The sequence below is a fragment of the Blautia sp. HA9023 genome, from assembly GCF_056504095.1.
In genome coordinates, this window is record NZ_JBWLUR010000008.1 from 519,933 (window position 1) to 539,430 (window position 19,498).

The 19,498-nt window shown below is 46.0% G+C and carries 15 protein-coding genes; 14 read left to right on the forward strand and 1 reads right to left on the reverse strand.

Annotated elements, in window-relative coordinates; translation table 11 throughout:
- Nucleotides 1-41 precede the first annotated feature (41 nt).
- A complete protein-coding gene (locus AC04Q6_RS12395; RefSeq protein ID WP_021977837.1) occupies nucleotides 42-779 on the forward strand; it encodes a hypothetical protein in 738 nt (245 codons plus the stop codon).
- A 31-nt stretch (nucleotides 780-810) separates the two neighbouring features.
- Entirely contained in the window at nucleotides 811-3,771 is a 2,961-nt protein-coding gene (locus AC04Q6_RS12400; protein WP_119247779.1) for a C1 family peptidase, read from the forward strand.
- Nucleotides 3,772-3,882: 111 nt separating this feature from the next.
- Here the strand turns inward: AC04Q6_RS12400 and AC04Q6_RS12405 are convergent, their stop codons facing one another.
- Entirely contained in the window at nucleotides 3,883-4,329 is a 447-nt protein-coding gene (locus AC04Q6_RS12405) for an RbsD/FucU family protein (RefSeq protein ID WP_021977839.1), read from the reverse strand.
- Between the two features lie 345 nt (nucleotides 4,330-4,674).
- Here AC04Q6_RS12405 and AC04Q6_RS12410 point away from each other — a divergent pair, with 345 nt between their 5' ends.
- The 12 genes from AC04Q6_RS12410 to AC04Q6_RS12465 all read left to right on the forward strand — a co-directional run bounded on the left by AC04Q6_RS12410 (nucleotide 4,675) and on the right by AC04Q6_RS12465 (nucleotide 19,487).
- Nucleotides 4,675-5,526, forward strand: coding sequence for a class II fructose-bisphosphate aldolase (locus tag AC04Q6_RS12410; protein ID WP_118061953.1), 852 nt, complete (start codon nucleotides 4,675-4,677; stop codon nucleotides 5,524-5,526).
- Nucleotides 5,527-5,562: 36 nt separating this feature from the next.
- A complete protein-coding gene (locus AC04Q6_RS12415; RefSeq protein WP_021977841.1) occupies nucleotides 5,563-6,588 on the forward strand; it encodes a LacI family DNA-binding transcriptional regulator in 1,026 nt (341 codons plus the stop codon).
- Nucleotides 6,588-8,105, forward strand: coding sequence for a xylulokinase (xylB, locus tag AC04Q6_RS12420; RefSeq protein ID WP_119247780.1), 1,518 nt, complete (start codon nucleotides 6,588-6,590; stop codon nucleotides 8,103-8,105). Before AC04Q6_RS12415 ends, xylB begins: the two co-directional genes overlap by 1 nt.
- Before the next feature lie 2 nt (nucleotides 8,106-8,107).
- Nucleotides 8,108-9,160, forward strand: coding sequence for an alcohol dehydrogenase catalytic domain-containing protein (locus AC04Q6_RS12425; protein ID WP_476389707.1), 1,053 nt, complete (start codon nucleotides 8,108-8,110; stop codon nucleotides 9,158-9,160).
- Nucleotide 9,161: 1 nt separating this feature from the next.
- Nucleotides 9,162-10,091, forward strand: a complete 930-nt coding sequence (pfkB, locus tag AC04Q6_RS12430; RefSeq protein WP_119247781.1) for a 1-phosphofructokinase — start codon at nucleotides 9,162-9,164, stop codon at nucleotides 10,089-10,091.
- 58 nt (nucleotides 10,092-10,149) lie between these two features.
- A complete protein-coding gene (locus AC04Q6_RS12435) occupies nucleotides 10,150-11,151 on the forward strand; it encodes an aldo/keto reductase (protein WP_118061951.1) in 1,002 nt (333 codons plus the stop codon).
- A 277-nt stretch (nucleotides 11,152-11,428) separates the two neighbouring features.
- Nucleotides 11,429-13,045 (forward strand): response regulator, encoded by a 1,617-nt coding sequence (locus AC04Q6_RS12440; RefSeq protein ID WP_021977846.1) that lies wholly within the window; start codon nucleotides 11,429-11,431, stop codon nucleotides 13,043-13,045.
- The gene (locus AC04Q6_RS12445) at nucleotides 13,042-14,829 is read left to right on the forward strand and encodes a cache domain-containing sensor histidine kinase (RefSeq protein ID WP_119247782.1); all 1,788 of its coding nucleotides are present in this window, start codon (nucleotides 13,042-13,044) and stop codon (nucleotides 14,827-14,829) included. Before AC04Q6_RS12440 ends, AC04Q6_RS12445 begins: the two co-directional genes overlap by 4 nt.
- Nucleotides 14,826-15,833 carry a substrate-binding domain-containing protein gene (locus tag AC04Q6_RS12450; RefSeq protein ID WP_119247783.1) on the forward strand — a complete coding sequence of 336 codons (1,008 nt, stop codon included), beginning with the start codon at nucleotides 14,826-14,828 and terminating at the stop codon, nucleotides 15,831-15,833. Before AC04Q6_RS12445 ends, AC04Q6_RS12450 begins: the two co-directional genes overlap by 4 nt.
- A gap of 157 nt (nucleotides 15,834-15,990) precedes the next feature.
- A complete protein-coding gene (locus AC04Q6_RS12455; protein ID WP_021652142.1) occupies nucleotides 15,991-16,965 on the forward strand; it encodes an ABC transporter permease in 975 nt (324 codons plus the stop codon).
- Between the two features lie 21 nt (nucleotides 16,966-16,986).
- Nucleotides 16,987-18,498, forward strand: a complete 1,512-nt coding sequence (locus AC04Q6_RS12460; protein ID WP_195274255.1) for a sugar ABC transporter ATP-binding protein — start codon at nucleotides 16,987-16,989, stop codon at nucleotides 18,496-18,498.
- Between the two features lie 11 nt (nucleotides 18,499-18,509).
- On the forward strand, nucleotides 18,510-19,487 hold the full coding sequence (locus AC04Q6_RS12465) for an ABC transporter permease (RefSeq protein ID WP_022427195.1): 978 nt from the start codon (nucleotides 18,510-18,512) through the stop codon (nucleotides 19,485-19,487).
- Nucleotides 19,488-19,498 lie beyond the last annotated feature (11 nt).

Genomic DNA, 19,498 nt, shown 5'->3' on the forward strand with positions numbered 1-19,498 from the left:
ATACGGGAAACGAAGATGCGGGTACGGATGGAGGAGACAGAATGAAAAGAATAAAAGGTGTGCTGCTGGCGGCTTTGCTGACAGTGACGGTAAGTATGCCGGTTTATGCGGACAGATCAGAGAAAGTGGAACTTCCGCAGAGCAGCACGGATTATTATATGACCGTGGATTCCGGTGAGGACGGAGTGGATATTTATCCGTCAACAGATAAAAAAAGTGGAAAATTTAACGGAACTGAAATTAAAGACGGAACAGTTCTGCATATTGAAGGGGAAACGGAGAAAGACGGCGAGAACTGGGGTTATACCGAGTATCAGGGAAGACATGGATATGTGCCTCTTGATGAACTCCGACCATCGAAGGATGAAGAGCTGGCAGCAGCCGGAATAACGAAAGGAACCGGTGCAGATTCAGCAGGAACCGGAATTGAACAGGGTCTGAATGACCAGACGGGATCATCCGAAACCCGGCAGGAACCGAATGACGGTATTGCCGTATCAGGAACGCCACGGGAATCAGATGACAGTACGGATGTCTCCGGAACAGAGAAAGAAGTATCTTCCGGCGGAACTGGGGAAGTATATGGTCCGGCAGTACAGATATCTCCGGTTTCCACAGAAGAACAGGAAGAGACAGATGCGAAACCGGTCAATGGTTCCGTTGCGAAATCCTTCAAAGAAACAAAAGTATGGTACAGGAATCCTTTTATCTGGATCGGGACAGCGACAGCGCTTGCAGTGATCGGGATTTTCGGTTATCATTTGAAAAAAAGAGGATAATCATACAGTTAAAGCAAAAGAGGAGAATCATGTGAAAAGATCAAAACTGTTCAGGAAAAAATTGCTTCCATTATTTCTGAGTGTGGCTGTCGCGGGTAGTCAGGTGCCGGTTATGGCTGCGGATTTCGGTGATACGGCAGTCGTGTCAGCGGATGCGGATGAGACAGAGAGAAGTCAGAGCATACGAAATCAGGGTCAAACCGGGGAATCATCTGAAGCAGGGGCTGAAGATGGTGGAACTACGCAGAACGATACGGATGGAGTATCTGTGGCAGGAACCTCAGATACAGAAACGGAAGAGATCTCGCAGGGAAGTGACGACAATATTTCGGAGGAGCTGGATCAGGATGACAGAACAGACTGGACTTCGCCGGATAGTGAGGAGAATGTTTTTTCTGATTCTACAGAGAACACATTTGGAGATGGAACCGGTGATGGGGAAGACTCCCAAATAGAATATATCAAAGGGCGTCCGCTGACAGAAGAGGAAGAAAAAGAACAGCTGGCTCCGTTTGATTCCCTTACCAGTTACACGACAGTTGAGCCTATCGGAAATGATACAGAGGATGTTCCAGGGGCACGGGCAGCGGCGTATCCGTCCTACTATAATGCAGCGGATCTGGGATACGTAACTTCTGTGAAAAATCAGGAACCCTACGGAATGTGCTGGGCATTTGGAATGGCATCACTTCTGGAGACTTCACTCCTTTCACAGGGCCTTGGAACATATGATCTTTCTGAAGAACATCTGGCGTATTTTTTTGCAAACCGGAATAACGATCCTCTTGGAAATACTGCCGGTGATATTAATTACCATTATGGAACAGATGACTATGGAAATCAGGATTATCATGAATCCGGAAATGACATGCTCGCATCATTTTTTCTGAGCACCTGGTCAGGGATGACAACAGAAGAAGATGTTCCGATGGCAACAGATGAGACACATACGAAGAAAACCGGAGTAATCCCGGATGCGTCCAAGGAATACGATGCGGTGGCATATCTGAAGAATGCATATTTTTCCGATTATTCAGTAAGTGCAATGAAAAAAATGGTGCTTGCGAATAATGCAGTGACCCTTATGTACAATGCACAGAATCGATATTACAATGCGGATACAGCCGCATACTCCTATCCGTCCAGTACCAAAAGCATCAACCATCTGGTTACAGTAGTGGGATGGGATGACAATTATTCTGCAAAAAATTTTAAGACAGCGTCGAATGTAACTGCAGATGGTGCATGGATCGTCAAGAACAGCTGGGGAGAAAACTGGGGAAAAAATGGATATTTCTACTTATCTTATCAGGATGGTTCCATTAACAACCTGGTGGCAGCTTCAGCAACGAATCAGCCAAAGTATACCAATAATTATTTTTATGACGGAACCTGCGGGCTGAGTGCCCTGGCGATGTATGCCGGAGATAAGATTGCCAGTGTTTTCCGTGCTTCTGCAGGAAACGGTAAGGCGGAGAAGCTTGGCGAAGTGACGCTTGCAGCTCTGACGACCAACAATACCTATAAAGTGCAGGTGTATACAAACCTTAAAAACGCAAAAGATCCCACAAGTGGAACGCCGGCATATGCCACACCGGTAACTTTAAGACAGCCGATGGCCGGAATTATGACATTTCAGATCCCGGAGGTACTGATCAGCCAGGGAAGTTCTTACTCTATTGTGGTAACGAATGCGGGAAATGCAACTATTAAGTATTATGTGGAAGCAGAAGTTTCTTATGGCTGGTGCGAATTCGAACCCTCGATTCTGTCAGGTCAGAGTTTCCGTTATCTGAATTCGCAGAAAGAATGGGAAGATGGTGCGGATCTTGTGTTAAGTACCAAAACGAGGGATATTTATGGAATTACCTATCGGATCAAAGCCCATACAAAAACACTGGACAGCCCGGCAAAAATGCAGATTTCCAATACATCTCTGTCCATGTATGCCGGTGAGAAAAAATCTCTGAGTGCTTCCGCAACAAGAACGGAGATGACAACGTCCGGAATCAGCTGGGAGAGTTCGGATACGAATATTGCCACAGTCAGCAGTAATGGTCTGGTAACTGCGAAGCATCCCGGAACAGTGACGATTTCCTGCTATGGAAATAACGCGAAAGGAATCAAGGCATCCTGTAAAGTAACCGTGAAATTAAAACAGCCTGCCGGGCTGAAGATTACTTCCAAAGCCTACAATAAGATCAACCTGGCCTGGTCAGCAGTAACGGGATGCAACTATTATGTGATCTACCGAAGCGAAAACGGTGGAAAAGAAAGCAAACTGACGAGTATGAAATCCAGTATACAAAGCTGGAGTGATACGACTGTAAAAACAGGAAATACCTACAGTTACCGTGTCAGGGCAGCATATGTATGTACAGGAAAAACAACGCTCTATGGAACTGCTTCCACTGCCGTGTCCGCAAAGACAAAACTTGCAAAAGCAGCAGCCAGTGCGACTGCGGTTTCTGGTCCGAAAAATACAGTTTCCTGGGGGAAAGTTCCGGGAGCAAGCGGCTATCGTGTATATCGCAGAACAGGGAACAGTGACTGGGAGAGGATCGCTGAAGTGAAAAGTAATGTTTCCAGCTATCAGGATTCCCAGATCCGGGGAATTACGTCTTATACGTATTCTGTACGTGCATACCGTAACGTAGACGGAAAGAAAGTTTTTGGCAGTTATAAGGAGAGCAGAGCTGTTTTATCCTATCCGGATATCCAGAAAATTTCTGCTGTGAAGAAAACATCCAGTGGACTTAAACTTTACTGGAGGGCACAGAGCCGTGCAACATTCTATGATGTTTACCGGAAGACCAAAAACAGCACCTGGAAAAAAATAGGCACTGTCTCAGGCAGAAGTACTACAGTATCTTATGAGGATAAGACGGCGAAGAAGGGGACAACCTACTATTATGCGGTCCGTGCCGGTGTAAAAACATCCGAAGGGAAAACGCTCTGCGGAAGTTACGCTGCAAAATCAGGAAAAAGATAAAAACAAAAAGTCAAAACTCCCGTTTCCATTCCTCTGAAAAGAGTATGGAAACGGGAGTTTCTGGTTGAATATGTGTGTATATATGATATATCAGGCAGTTCAGAAGAAAGATCAGTCGTTGTTGATCACAACACCTTTCTGAAGCATTACATTGGCATAAAGTGCTTTCTCACTTGTGGAGATGATGCAGTATGCAGTTTTTGCTTCATCATAGAATGCGAAACGCTCGATATTTCCGATGGCTTTCTCGCCACGCTCGTCATGTTTGGAAACGATCTCTTTATATGTATCCCAGATCGGTGTCTCCACGTCATCACCAGGCATTACTTCCATCAGGTTTACCGGATGTTCTACATAGGTATCCAGCGGGAAGAGTTTCAGGATGGCATCCAGGATCTCCGGAACACCATGTCCGTCACAGCGGATGGTAATGGCATTTTTTCCCATGGATTCTACCGGGAAGTTTCCGTCAGCGATTACAAGACGGTCACTGTGTCCCATCTCACATAAAACTTTCAGTAATTCTGGTGATAAGATTTCTGGAATTCCTTTTAACATTGTTCATATCCTCCTAAGATCATTGTGTACTTATAACATTTCCGGAAAATGCTGCATCCGTTTCTGGTATTCAGAACGGGATACAGCGCTTCCTGAAATTGTTATGCTGCCGGTAGTATCAGACGGACCTGCCCGGCCACAGGTTTGTATTACTTTTAATTATTAATCTAACGGTATTTTGTCTTCTTTTCAAGGTAATATTTTCCTGTAAATGATGAAAATTTTATAGTTGACAGAAACGTTTCGGTGCGTTAAGATGAACTAAAACAGAAACGTTTCGGTTTCTGGATCAAATGAAGAAATAATATAAAAAATAAACACAATAATTCCAAGGAGGAAAAGATTATGCCACTGGTTACATCTAAAGAAATGCTGTTAAAAGCACAGAAGGGCGGATATGCGGTAGGAGCTTTCAACGCAGAGAATATGGAAATGGTGAAAGCGATCATCCAGGCAGCTGAGGAGCTGAAAGCACCGGTTATGATCCAGACAACACCATCTACGATCAAATATGGTACTGTTGAGACTTACGCAGCAATCGTGGCAGCAGAGGCAGCCAAGGCTTCTGTTCCGGTATGCCTTCATCTTGACCACGGCAGCAGTTTTGAACTTGCAATGCAGGCAATGCATGCAGGCTACACATCTGTGATGATCGACGGTTCCAAACTGGATTTTGAGGACAATATCAAAGAGACCAAGAGAGTTGCGGACGTAGCAGCAGCCCTGAACATTCCATGTGAGGCTGAGCTTGGTAAGGTAGGCGGTAAAGAGGACGACCTTGAGGCTGAGGCAGACACCAACACAGATCCGCAGGAAGCAAAAGAATTCGTAGAGCGCACAGGTGTTACTTCTCTGGCAGTTGCCATCGGAACCGCACATGGCTTCTATGTAGGAACACCGGTTCTTGACAAAGAGCGCTTAAGTGAGATCCGCGAAGTTGTAGATATCCCGCTTGTTCTTCACGGAGCATCCGGACTCAGCGATGAGGATGTCAGTGATTGTGTAAAACGTGGTATCTGTAAAGTAAATTTTGCAACAGAGCTTCGTGCAGCATACTCCAAAGCAGTAAAAGAGACATTTGCAGAGAATGAGAACACCATCGACCCGAAGGCATACGGAAAGAAAGCCATCCAGGCAGTGAAAGAGCTGGTTGAGGCACGTATGAAAGTCTGCGGCTGCGATGGAAAGGCAGAATAAGGAATTTCTGTAAAAAGCAGAAACGGAGTGATCAGTATGGCAGCAACCATGAAAGATATTGCCAAGCGGACGGGACTTGGGCTTGCGACGATTTCTTCTTATTTTAATGGCGGAAACGTAAGAGAAAAAAACAGAGTAAAGATCGAGGAAGCCATCGAGGAACTGCACTATGAGGTCAATGAGGTGGCAAGAGGCCTGAAGACCAATGCCACCAAGACCATCGGGGTAGTGATCCCGGAGCTTAATAATACCTTTTGTGCGGAGATCATCACAGGAATGGAGGATGTGCTGCGAAGCCACGGATACGCTACCATTGTCTGTGACTGCCGTACCGATAAGAAACTGGAGCGGGACGCAGTGGAATTTTTAAGCCGGAAACGTGTGGATGGGATCATCAGCATGCCGGTGGATGCTGAAGGCAATCATCTGAAAAAATTCCAGAAAACCGGGAAGCCCATTGTACTCATTGACCGAAGAATACAGGAGCTTTCCTGCGACAGTGTTCTTGTGGACAATGAGAAGGCGGCCGAGGATGCCATGAGAGTTTTTTTTAAGGCAGGACACCGTAAGATCGGGATTATCGGCGGCCCGGAGGAAATTTCCACGGCGCAGGAACGTCTCCAGGGATACCGAAGCGCATATGAAAAAGAAAATCTTCCGGTACGGGAATCGCTGATCTATCACGGCGACTATACCATTCAGGGTGGCGTGAGAGGAATCGAGAAACTTGTGGCGGACAATCCGGATATGACAGCCGTATTCGTTACCAACTATGAGATGACCATGGGGGCGGTGATCGGAATGAATGAGCTGGATCTGAAAATTCCGGAACAGCTTTCCATGATCGGTTTTGATAATCTGCAGTTTGCCAGAGCCTGCAGCCCCAAGCTTACCATCGTGGCACAGCCTACATCGGGCATTGCCAGGGAAGTGGCGAGCATTATGCTGAAACGGCTGGGAGAGGCAGAGAGCGAAGAAACGGAGCCGATCACAGAGAAGCTTGGCGCGGAAATTATTATGGGGAAATCCGTGCGTGTGCTAAAGGAGAAGGAGAATTCATAATGAAACCATATTTACTTGGTATTGATATCGGCACCAGTGCCTGCAAGGTTGCGGTTTTTGAAAAGTCAGGAACCGTAGTGGCAGCAGCCAATGGTGATTATCCGGTATATTATCCGAAAGAAGGCTGGGCAGAGCAGAATCCGGAAGAATGGTGGAGTGCTGTCTGTCAGGCAGTAAAAAAAGTGATCGAAAAAGCCGGAATCCAGCCGGAGGAGATCGCAGGTATCGGCATTGACGGCCAGAGCTGGTCCGCCATTGCCATGGACAAGGACGGAAATGTTCTTACAAACACTCCGATCTGGATGGATACCAGAGCACAGTCCATCTGCGACAGACTGAACGAAGAAATCGGAGCGGACAAGATTTTTGAAGTATCCGGTAATTCTCTTCAGCCATCCTACACAACCGCAAAGATCCTCTGGTACAAAGAAAATCTCCCGGAAGTTTACGCAAAGATCGACAAGATCCTGCAGTCCAACAGCTACATTGCCTACAAACTGACCGGTGTGATGAGTCAGGATGTTTCACAGGGATACGGCCTGCACTGCTTTGACATGAGAAAAGCAGCCTGGGATGAGGAAATGTGCAAAAAACTTGGAATCCCCATGGGATTTCTTCCTGAGATCTGCGACTGTGACCATGTTGTGGGAACGGTTACAGAGAAAGCAGCAGAAGAATCCGGCCTTGCTGTGGGAACACCGGTTGTTGCCGGCGGTCTGGATGCGGCATGTGGAACGCTGGGGGCCGGAGTGATCCATCCGGGAGAGACACAGGAACAGGGCGGACAGGCCGGAGGAATGAGTATCTGCATGGACGAGTACAAGGCAGATCCCAGACTGATCCTCGGATATCACGTAGTTCCGGGACAGTGGCTCCTTCAGGGAGGCACAACCGGCGGCGGTGGTGTAATGCGCTGGTTTGAACGTGAGTTTGCAGATTATGAGCGCTCTGTAGCTGAGGAAAAAGGGTCTTCCCTGGATCAGCTCAATGAGATCGCGGAAAAAATTGCTCCAGGCAGTGACGGTGTGGTATTTCTTCCATATATGTCCGGCGAGCGTTCCCCAATCTGGAACCCGAACGCAAAAGGTGTATTCTATGGACTGGATTTTGCCAAGACCAAGGCTCATATGGTACGTGCCTGCATGGAAGGCGTGGCACTTTCCCTGAAGCACAACCTTGAGGTGGCAAAAGAGGCAGGAGCAGATGTGGAAGTTCTCCGCGCAATGGGTGGATCCGCCAACTCTCTTCTCTGGACCCAGATCAAATCCGATATTACCGGCAAACCGATCGTAGTACCGTCCTCCGATACAGCCACAACCCTTGGCGCAGCCATCCTGGCAGGTATTGGCGTTGGAATGTATCAGGATTATGATGAAGCCATCCGCCTTACCGTAAAAGAAACAAGAAGACATGAACCGAACCCGGATAACAGGGCCGTTTATGAGAAAACCTATAAAACCTATTTAAATCTCTATAAATCTCTTGAACCTATGATGAGAAATGAGGAGGAAAAATAATCATGAAAGCAGCAGTAGTAGTAGCAAATGAAGATGTCCAGTACCAGGAAGTGGAAGAACCACAGGTAACTCCGGGTCACGTAAAGATCAAAGTAAGATATTCCGGAATTTGTGGATCTGATATCCCTCGTGTATTAAACCACGGCGTACATTTTTATCCGATCGTACTTGGACATGAGTTTTCCGGTGATGTAGTGGAAGTCGGAGAAGGCGTTACCAAGGTAAAAGTCGGCGACCGTGTATCCGGTGCACCGCTTCTTCCATGTATGAAATGTGACGACTGCCAGAAAGGTAATTACTCCCTCTGCAAACATTACAGCTTCATCGGTTCTAGAGAGCAGGGAGCAAATGCGGACTATGTAGTAGTTCCTGAGAAAAATGCCGTACCGTTTGCAGACAATGTTCCATATGAGCAGGGCGCTATGTTTGAGCCTGCAACCGTAGCCATCCACGGTGTATTCCAGAATGATTACCACGGCGGTGAGTATGTGGCAATCCTGGGCGGCGGTACCGTTGGTATGTTTACCATGCAGTGGACAAAGATCTTCGGCTCCAAGAAAGTCGTAGTTTTTGATATCAGCGATGAGAGACTTGCCCTTGCAAAACGTCTCGGCGCAGATGAAGTCATCAACACAAAAGAAGAAGGCTACATGGAGAAGACCATGGCCATCACAGGCGGCAAAGGATACGGCTTTGTATTCGAGACAGCCGGACAAGTTCCTACTATGCACATGGCATTTGAGCTTGCTGCAAACAAAGCCCATGTATGCTTTATCGGTACTCCTCATGAGAACCTTACTTTCACACCGAAACAGTGGGAGAATATGAACCGTAAAGAGTTCAAACTTACCGGTTCCTGGATGTCCTACAGTGCACCATATCCGGGACGTGAGTGGGATCTGACCGCGCATTACTTTGCAACCGGCCAGCTGAAATTTGATCCGGGCTTCATCTACAAGAAGATCCCGATGAGCCAGGCACAGGAAGCATTCCAGCTGTTCAAGACCCCGGGCCTTGTAAAAGGAAAGATCCTTCTTTCCAATGAGGAAGACTGATATGATCCTGACTGTAACGTTAAACGCTGCCATTGACAAGCGTTATGTAGTAGATGATTTTAAAGTGGGCGAAGTGAACCGGGTACGGGAATGTACCTATGTTCCCGGCGGAAAGGGACTGAATGTCTCCAAGCCGGCGTCCATTTACGGTGCCGAAGTGGTTGCCACAGGTTTTGTGGGCGGCCACGCAGGCAATTATATTGAAGATGCCCTGAAACCTTTTGGCATCAAGAGCGCTTTTTACCATGTGGACTCGGAGAGCCGTTCCTGCATCAATATCTGGGATGAAGTGAATCACGTGCAGACCGAATTCCTGGAGCCGGGATTTACTCTCACAGAGGCAGACTTTGAGGGATTTGAGAAAAAATTCCGCGAGCTTGTAAAAGACGCTTCTGTTGTTGCAATGTCCGGCAGCGTGCCCAAAGGACTTGACGGAACTGCCTATCAGCGTCTTGTGAAGATTGTCAAAGACGCAGGAAAACCGGTGATCCTGGATACCAGCGGAAAGCTTCTGGAAGAGGGAATCAAGGCAGCACCAACACTGATCAAGCCCAATATCGACGAGATCCGAATGCTTACGGGAAAGCACTGTGATGACATCAACGATATCATCGAAGCGGCAAAAGCCATCCATGCCGGTGGCGTGGAGATCGTAGCGGTTTCTCTTGGAGCAGATGGCTCCTTGGCAGTTGGCGAGGAGGGGATTTTCCGTGCGATAGTTCCGAAGATCGATGCAGTAAATACTGTAGGCTGTGGAGATTCCATGATCGCAGGTTTTGCCCTTGGATTAAGCGAGGGACTTTCCCTGGAAGAGACCCTGCGCAGGGCCAGCGCGATCTCAGCGGCAGCAGCCATGCGTGAGGAGACCGGTTTCTTTGTGATGGAAGATATGGAGAAACTTCTTCCACAGATTGAAATCAAAAAATTATAGAGGCTGTAAAACAAGTTTATAATAAGAAAAATTTTTTCATAAAAAAGGAGATGTAAAGATGGCAGAAGTTATCAATCCGGCAATCGTGCCGAAAGTGACACTTCCTTCCGGCGAACAGGTTCCATGCGTCGGAATGGGAACCTTCGGTTCCGACCGTGTATCCGCCGAGGATGTATCTGCAGCTGTTGCAGGCGCGATCCGCAGTGGTTACCGTATGTTCGACTGTGCCGCATGCTACGGAAACGAGCATGAGATCGGCCAGGTATTTAAGGATGCGTTCGACGAAGGCGTTGTAGAGCGTAAGGATCTCTTCATCATGACAAAAGTATGGAACGACATGCACAGAAGAGTAGAGGAAGCCTGTGACAAGAGCATCAAAGACCTTCAGTGTGACTATGTGGATATGTATTATATCCACTGGCCATTCCCGAACTATCATGCACCGGGATGTGATGTAGATTCCAGAAATCCGGATTCCAAGCCGTTCAGTGTTGAGGAGTTCATGGATACATACCGTCAGTGCGAGGCTCTGGTAGAAAAAGGAAAGATCCGTTACATCGGTATTTCCAACATGACCATTCCGAAACTTGAGGCAGTTCTTCCACTTATGAAGATCAAACCTGCAACCTGCGAGCTTGAGCTGCATGTATGCTTCCAGCAGCAGGAGCTTTATGATTATCTGGTAGCACATAACATCCAGCCGGTAGGTTACATGCCGATCGGTTCCCCACGCAGACCTGAGAGAGATATCTGTCCGGAGGATGTTGCGGATCTGGAAGTTCCGGAAATGCAGGCAATCGCAAAAGCACATGGTGTTCATCCGGCTCTGATCGCTCTGAAATGGGCACATCAGAGAGGTGAGATCTCCATTCCGTTCTCTGTCCATAACTATGCAAGCAACCTGAAATGTGTCACCGAGGATCCTCTTACAGATGAGGAAATGGCAACCATCGCAACCCTGGAAAAAGGCAACCGTCTTGTAAAAGGACAGGTATTCCTGTGGCATGGTGCAAACGACTGGCATGACCTCTGGGATGAAGATGGCGTTATTGTAAAATAAATCGCGGAACAGCCAGCGTAATATTGTATACGATGAAATCCCGTGTCCAATATATTGGACATGGGATTTTTTGCACAGTACTGCCTGTAAAGTGGACTAAGAAACTCCGTTGTAAATTATCAACAAACATGTTACCATGTAGAAAGAATTAACAGTTATTGTTTACATAGAAAACAGTAATTTTTAACAATGTAAATGGCAGATATAGTGGGAGGTATCTGCCAGGGGGATGTACAAAAAAGCAACAGAAACTGAACAGAGGGGGACGACAGAAATTATGTATCGTATTTTACTGGTAGACGATGAGATACTTGTTCGCGATGCGATCCGGGAGAATATTGACTGGAAAGCCATGGACTGCGAGCTGGTAGGAGACTGTGACAACGGGAAGGCAGCAGCGGAATTTGTGCAGACCCATCCGGTAGACATTGTACTTACAGATATTCTTATGCCATATATGGATGGTATGGAACTGAGCCATTTTCTCCATGATAACTATCCGGATATTGTAATTGTGATCTTCAGTGGATTCGGTGAGTTTGAATATGCCAAGAAGGCGATCCAGTATGACGTCAGTGAATACATGCTGAAGCCTGTAACTGCCATGGAACTCCGTGCAGTCATCGAAAAAATGAAGAAAAAAGTGGATCAGCGAAGAGAAGAAAAACAGAAAATCGAGCGCCTGACGCAGACATCGGAGAACTATCAGAAGAATGCGATTGTGATCCGGTCCAGAGCACTGCAGGCTTTTGTGGAAAACATTAAAACAAGAGAAGAAAGCCTTGAGGAACTTTCCGGGCTTGGAATCAGTCTGGAAGCTGCCTGCTATCGCGTGGCGGCGTTTGATCTGGATCTGTATTCGGACGGAACACAGATCACCGCAGAGAAAAGGCAGGAGAGTGCACTGATGTCCTTTGTCCTTTTTAATGTCAGTGATGAGATTGTAAGCAGGGAGAAGGCAGGTGTTGCCTATCAGGAAGGAAACAATAAGGTCTGCGTATTGTTTATGGGAAACCGGACCAGAGAATTTGGCGAAAAAATTATGGAAATCTGTCAGATGATCCAGTCCAAGCTTAAAGAGCTGATGGCTCTGGATGTTTCAATCAGTGTGGGAAGCTGGGCAAGGACACAGCAGGAGCTTCTGGTGTCTCATGAGCTGGCAGAAAAGGGAATCGAATACAGATATCTTCTTGGTGGAAGGCTTCTGATTGATATGGAGGAACAGCCGGAGGAGAATACGCTTTCCATAAAGAATGTCGTAGAGGCTCTGGTAACCGCACTGAAAACAGGCAGGAAAGAAAATGCGGATCATATTTTAGAAAAAATTTCATCCGACATCAAAGCGGCACGCGTGGATAAGAGCAGGGCCTGTGTTTATCTGCAGCAGATCATCCGTGCAGCAGACGAAACCTGCGAGGATATGGTTCCGGACAGTAAGCTTTTTTCCAAAAGAGAAGCACTTCTGCAGCAGGTCACAGAGCAGAATTCTTTTGACAGTGCATTTGAACTGGTAAAATCTCATGTGGGAGAAATTTTTCAGACGCTTTCCGATGCCAACAGTTCCAGCGGACAGCGCCAGGCAAGACTTGCCCTGGACTATATTCAGAAGAATTATATGGACCCGGATTTAAGCCTGAACAGTATCTGCTCCTATCTGAATATCAGTACCAGTTATTTTAGTACGATTTTTAAAGATCTTACAGGAGAAACATTTACAGAAGTTCTGATACGTACCCGAATGGAGAAAGCGAAGGAGCTTCTGGAAAATACAACCATGAAGAATTATGAAATTGCCGAAAAAGTCGGATTTGCAGACCCGCATTACTTTGGAATCTCCTTCAAAAAAATGACAGGCTGCACCCCGACAGAATATGCAAGGGAGAAACGTAAATGAGAGATATCCGGTTTGCGGCAAAGATCATAGGAAAATTCAAAAGTATCCAGAGCGCGATCTTTGCGGTGGTGACGGTGCTGCTTTTAAGTGCGGTGCTGGTTATAACCGGTGTTTCTATGAGATATACCCGCAATTCTATTTTTGAAAATTCCTCTGTCTACACCCAGAATATCGTGCAGCAGATGAATCAGAATATAGATTCTTATATTGACTACATGGAAAATATTGCTTATATGATCTCCAGCAACGAGGATGTGCAGCAATATCTTTTCGGCGAAAATGTGGATGATGACACAAGAGAACGTCTGATCAACCAGTTCAAGACAATTCTGGACGGGCGAAGTGATATCCGAAATCTGGGAATCATTGGAATTAATGGGCGGAAACTGATCAACGACGGCAAACAGTCTGTGAATCCGGATCTGAAACTTTCCACCCAGGAGTGGTACCTGGATGCTTTGCAGAAGCCGGAAGGTCCTCTTCTTACATCTTCCCATGTACAGCACATCATCAGCGGAGAGCGTCCGTGGGTGATCACTTTAAGCAGGGGGATCCGTAATTTTTCCAACAGTGGTGAGAAAGAGGGAGTCTTTTTTATTGACCTGAATTACAGTGCCATCAGTGAACTCTGTGATCAGAATACCATTGGAAAAAAAGGATACGCATTCATTCTGGATGAAAGCGGAAATATCGTTTACCATCCCCAGCAGCAACAGCTTTACAATGAATTGCAGACGGAGAATATCGACCTGATCGTGGAATCAAAAGAAGATACGGTGCGTACCGGAAAGGGAAACAGAGGAAAGCTGTATTCCATTTCCAGATCCAATAAAACCGGATGGACCGTTGTGGGCTGTATGAGCGTCAGCGAGCTTCTGCGCAAAAGTAATCAGGCGCAGAGCATTTATGTGCTTGTTTCCGCACTTCTGATGATCGTAGCGTTGGTGTTCTCCAGATTTCTGGCAAAGAGTCTTACCTATCCCCTTCAGCGTCTCAGGGATTCCATGTCCAGGGTACAGGAGGGACATTTTGACGGAGCAGATGTGGAGATCGATTCGGAGAATGAGATCGGCAGTCTGACGAAATCCTTCAATATGATGACACATAGGATACAGGATCTTATGGAGCAGAACGTGAAGGAACAGGAAGCAAAGAGAAAAAGTGAGCTTAAGGCCCTTCAGTCCCAGATCAATCCTCATTTTCTCTACAATACCCTGGATTCGATCATCTGGATGGCAGAGGGCAGAAAGTACGAAGAGGTTGTTTTGATGACAGCATCCCTGGCGCGTCTTCTTCGTCAGAGCATCAGTAATGAAGATGAAGTGGTTCCTCTTGCAAGGGAAGTGGAGTATGCCAAGGGTTATCTTACGATCCAGAAGATGCGTTACAAGGACAAGCTGGAATTCGAGATCGATGTAGAACCTTCTATATTAAATATCCCTCTGATCAAGCTGGTTCTTCAGCCGATCATTGAAAATGCCATCTATCATGGACTGAAATATAAAGAGAGTAAGGGACTTTTGCAGGTAAAAGGCTTTATGAAGGACGGAAATGCAGTTCTTCAGGTGATCGACAACGGTGTAGGTATGGATGAGGAAACATTGTCACATATTTATGATAAGCATAAGGTGAATTATCATTCCAATGGTGTGGGTGTTTACAATGTACAGAAACGTCTGAAGCTTTATTATGGAGAAAATTACGGGATCACCTATGAAAGTGAAAAAGATGTCGGAACCACTGCCACGATCACCATTCCGGGAATACAGGAGGAATCAATATGAAAAAACATAGAAAACTCCTGACTTTAGGAGTGGTCATCTGCCTTGTGGCGGGGCTTGTAGCCGGAATAGTCTATTATAAACAGGTAGAAGAAGAGAGAAAACTATCGCTGATCTATATTCCGAAGGTTGTGGACGGTACCAACGATTTCTGGACATCACTGATCCAGGGGGCGGAGATGGCTGCAAAGGAATATAATGCAGATATCCGCGTATGGGCACCTGAGGAAGAGAATGATGTGGATGGGCAGAACAAGCTGATCGAAAGGGCAACAGAAGAAAAACCGGACGCGATCCTGATCTCGCCGTCCAGCTTCACTGAATCCGACCAACTTTTGAAGAAGGCAAAGGAACAGGGAATACATATCGCATTTATTGATTCCTACACACAGGAAGAGGTCCAGGATCTTACCGTTGCGACCGATAATCTGGAAGCGGGACAGATCCTTGGCAGGTTTGCGAAGGATCTTGTGGGAACGGATGATCAGATTGCGATCGTTTCACATGTAAAGGGTGTATCTACGGCAGTTGAAAGAGAAAAAGGTTTCCGGACAGGACTTGGCAGTCTGAAGGATAATATCGTAGATGTGGTATACTGTGATTCTCAGTATGACAAGTCCTATGAGCTTACAAAAGAGCTGATGAAAAAATATCCGGATCTCAAGATGATCGCGGGAATGAATGAATATTCCTCTGTAGGTGCTGCAAGAGCAGTAAAGGCAGCAAAAGCAGAGAATCGGATCAGGGTGGTGGGAGTAGACAGCTCACAGGAGGCCGTCCAGCTGATGGAACACGGAATCTTCCAGGGAATCGTTGTACAGAAGGCATTTAAAATGGGGTATGTGGGTGTTCGGGAAACTGTTAAGATGCTGCGTGGAGAAGACTATAAGAAGAATATTAATTCCGGGTGCCAGCTGGTGACACCTGACAATATGTATACCAGTGAGATCGAAAAACTGCTTTTCCCGTTTAATACGTTAAAAACATATGGTGATCTTACACCGTAAATAGTCATAAATGCACAAAGAAAAGGGTTAAATATTTACCATACAGTAAATATTTAACCTTTTTTTGAAAGATATTCTATTACAATTATTGATTTTTGACGGTATTATAATAACCAAGAAAACACAAGATACGTGCAAAACGTGAGGAGGGTAAAAATTGGAAAACTTAAAACAAAATCCAATCGTTAAGAAGCTCGGATTGAACAGAATACTTCTTGTCTGTGTTCTGATTCTTATGTTCCTGGTTTTTAAAGTAGTTCTTGGAAACAAGTTTCCGGCTGTTGATAGTATCAAGTCTACTTTGAACTATGTGTACTTCCTGGGCTTCTTGTCACTTGGCGTTACATTCGTAATCGCTACAGGAGGAATTGATTTCTCCATCGGACCTGTAATGTTCTGCTGTGCACTGGTATCCGGTTACTGCATGACATCTTACAAGGTTCCCTGTGCAGTTGCCATGATCCTTTGCATTCTGATCGGTCTCTGCTTTGGTATTTTCAATGGCTGGATGGTTTCTTACATGTCAGTGCCACCATTCATTATTTCCATGGCATCCATGAACATTGCAAAAGGTATTGCTTCTGTATTCACAAAAACACAGTCTGTAAGCTGGCCGGCAGCCAGCGATGCAAACGGCTGGTTCCGTAATATCGTTTCCGTAAACGGCTTCCCTGTAGGAATTATTATTTTCCTGGGAATGGCAGTTATCTGCGGTATCGTTCTTTACAACACAAAACCGGGACGTTACATCCTCTGCCTTGGTTCCAACAAAGAGGCTGTCCGCCTTTCCGGTGTTAACACAAAGAAATGGGAAATGCTTGCTTATGTGATCTGCGGATTCCTGGTAGGTATTGGAGCACTCTTCTTTGTAGCTACATACACAACTGTTCAGCCTGGCTATGGCGATCAGTACAACAACGAGGCTATTGCAGGCTGCGTTATGGGTGGTACATCCATGGTTGGTGGACTTGCTTCCATCGGCGGTACTGTAATCGGCGTATTCATCATCTCTCTTCTTCAGCAGGGCATCATGGCATTTGGCCTTGGTAAAGGACAGCAGATGATCATCACAGGTATCATCGTTATCGTTGCAGTTTATATCGACGTTTCTGCAAGACGCAGAAAGAACTGATCTTAGAGGGAGGATGCGACAATGGGTGAAGTTATTTTAACTATGAAGGACATTGATAAGTCCTTTCCTGGAGTTCATGCTCTGGATCACGTTAATTTCGAAGTAAAACGCGGCGAAGTACATGCACTTATGGGAGAAAACGGTGCCGGTAAATCAACACTGATGAAGGTTCTTACCGGTATTTATCAGAAGGATTCAGGTTCCATCGTTTACAAAGGACAGGAAACAGAATTCCACAATACACGTGAGGCACAGGATGCCGGCGTTGTAATCGTACATCAGGAGCTGAACATGGTAGGTGATCTTACCGTTGCTCAGAACATCTTCATCGGACGTGAACCGAAGAAGGGCTTCCGTATCGATGACAAAAAAATGATCGAGGATTCAAAGAAGCTTTTCCAGGATCTGAACATTGAGATCAATCCGAAGGAAAAGATGAAGAATCTGACAGTCGGAAAACAGCAGATGTGTGAGATCGCAAAAGCAATTTCTCATAAAGCTGAGGTCATCATCTTCGATGAGCCTTCCGCAGCACTTACCGAGAAGGAAATCGCAGATCTGTTTGAGATCATCCGTGACCTTCGTAAGAAAAATCTCGGTATCGTGTATATCTCACATCGTATGGATGAGATCAAAACGATCACAGACCGTGTAACAGTCATGCGAGATGGTGGTTACGTAGGAACCCTCATCACAAAAGACAGTACAAAAGAAGATATCATCAACATGATGGTTGGCCGTGTTATTTATGAGGATCCGAAGCAGGAGAGTGCAGTTCCGGCAGATGCACCGGTAGTTCTTAAGGTTGAGCATCTGAACGCAGGCAAGATGGTTCAGGATGTAAGCTTTGAGCTGAGAAAAGGCGAGATCCTTGGTTTCTCAGGACTGATGGGCGCAGGACGTACCGAGACAGCCAGAGCACTGTTCGGAGCAGATCCGAAGCAGAGTGGTAAGATCTCCATTATGGGTAAAGACGGTCAGCTTCATGAGGTGACCATCAACAGCCCGCAGGATGCTGTTAAATGTGGTATCGGTTATCTGTCAGAGGACAGAAGAAGATACGGCTGTGTTGTACAGAAATCTGTAACAGAGAATACAACACTGGCAACAATGGAAGAGTTTACCAATGGTATCTTTATCAACAAAGCAAAAGAGAAAAAAGTTGCTGAGAAATATGTAAACGAACTTGCAACTAAGACACCTACTACAGACCAGCTGGTAGTTAACCTTTCCGGTGGTAACCAGCAGAAGGTAGTTATCGCAAAATGGCTGACACGAGACAGTGACATCCTTATTTTCGATGAGCCTACCAGAGGTATCGATGTTGGTGCTAAGAACGAAATCTACAAATTAATGAACAGACTGGCAGCAGAAGGAAAATCCATTATCATGATTTCTTCTGAGATGACGGAAGTTCTCCGAATGAGTGACCGTATCATCATCATGTGTGAGGGTAAAGTTACCGGATGTATTGATATCTCCGAGGCAACCCAGGAAAACATCATGGACAAGGCCACACGGAATATCGATTAAGGAGGAAAGTCATGACTAAGAAGAAAAAAAGTATTTTAAGTGATCAGAGATTTATTGTTTTGCTCGTTATCATTGTCCTGTGTGCGATATTCTCAGGCTTGAGTAAAGAATTCAGACAGTACACCACGATCCTGAGTATGCTGGATTTCTCATATTACGATCTTCTTATGGCGATCGGAGTTACATTCCCGCTTATCACTGGTGGTGTTGACCTGTCAATCGGAACTGGTATGGTAGCTTACGCACTGATCGCAGGAACACTGATCAGAAACAACAACTGCCCGGTAGCACTTGCTATGATCATCTGTATCGTACTTGGTATCGCAGTTGGTGCATTAAACGGTGTACTTATTGGTGTTATGAACCTGCCGCCATTCCTTGCAACGCTTTGTACATGTATGATTACCCGTGGTGCCGGATCTCTTTGCAGTGCAACACCTTGGCCGGGACTTACACAGCCGGGTGGATGGTTCCACAGCATCTTCAAGGTAACCGTTGGTACAGGAAGAAGTGCTTCACGTTATCCGCTCGGTTTCCTGTGGATGATCATTCTGGTTCTTCTTATGGAGTACATCCTGAACCACACCAAATTCGGTCGTTACACAATTGCAATCGGTTCCAACAAAGAGGCAGCAGCCCTTTCTGGAATCAATACAAAGTTCTATCACGTAATGGTATACGTTGTCTGCGGTCTGTTTACAGGTCTTGCAGCAATCGCATACGCAGCAGTAACACCTACTGTACAGCCTGGTACTGGTGCCGGACTTGAGATGGATGCTATCGGTGGTGTATTCGTTGGTGGTGTAGCAGCTACCGGTGGATATGGTTCCGTGATCGGTACATTCGTTGGTATCTTCGTCATCATGCTTCTGAAAACAGGTCTTCCATATATCGGCCTGCAGGCAAACTGGCAGCAGATCATCACTGGTATCGTTCTGATCGTAGCCGTTCTGATCGATATCCTGAAAGAGAAAAAAGCAGCACACTGATATTAAGAAGT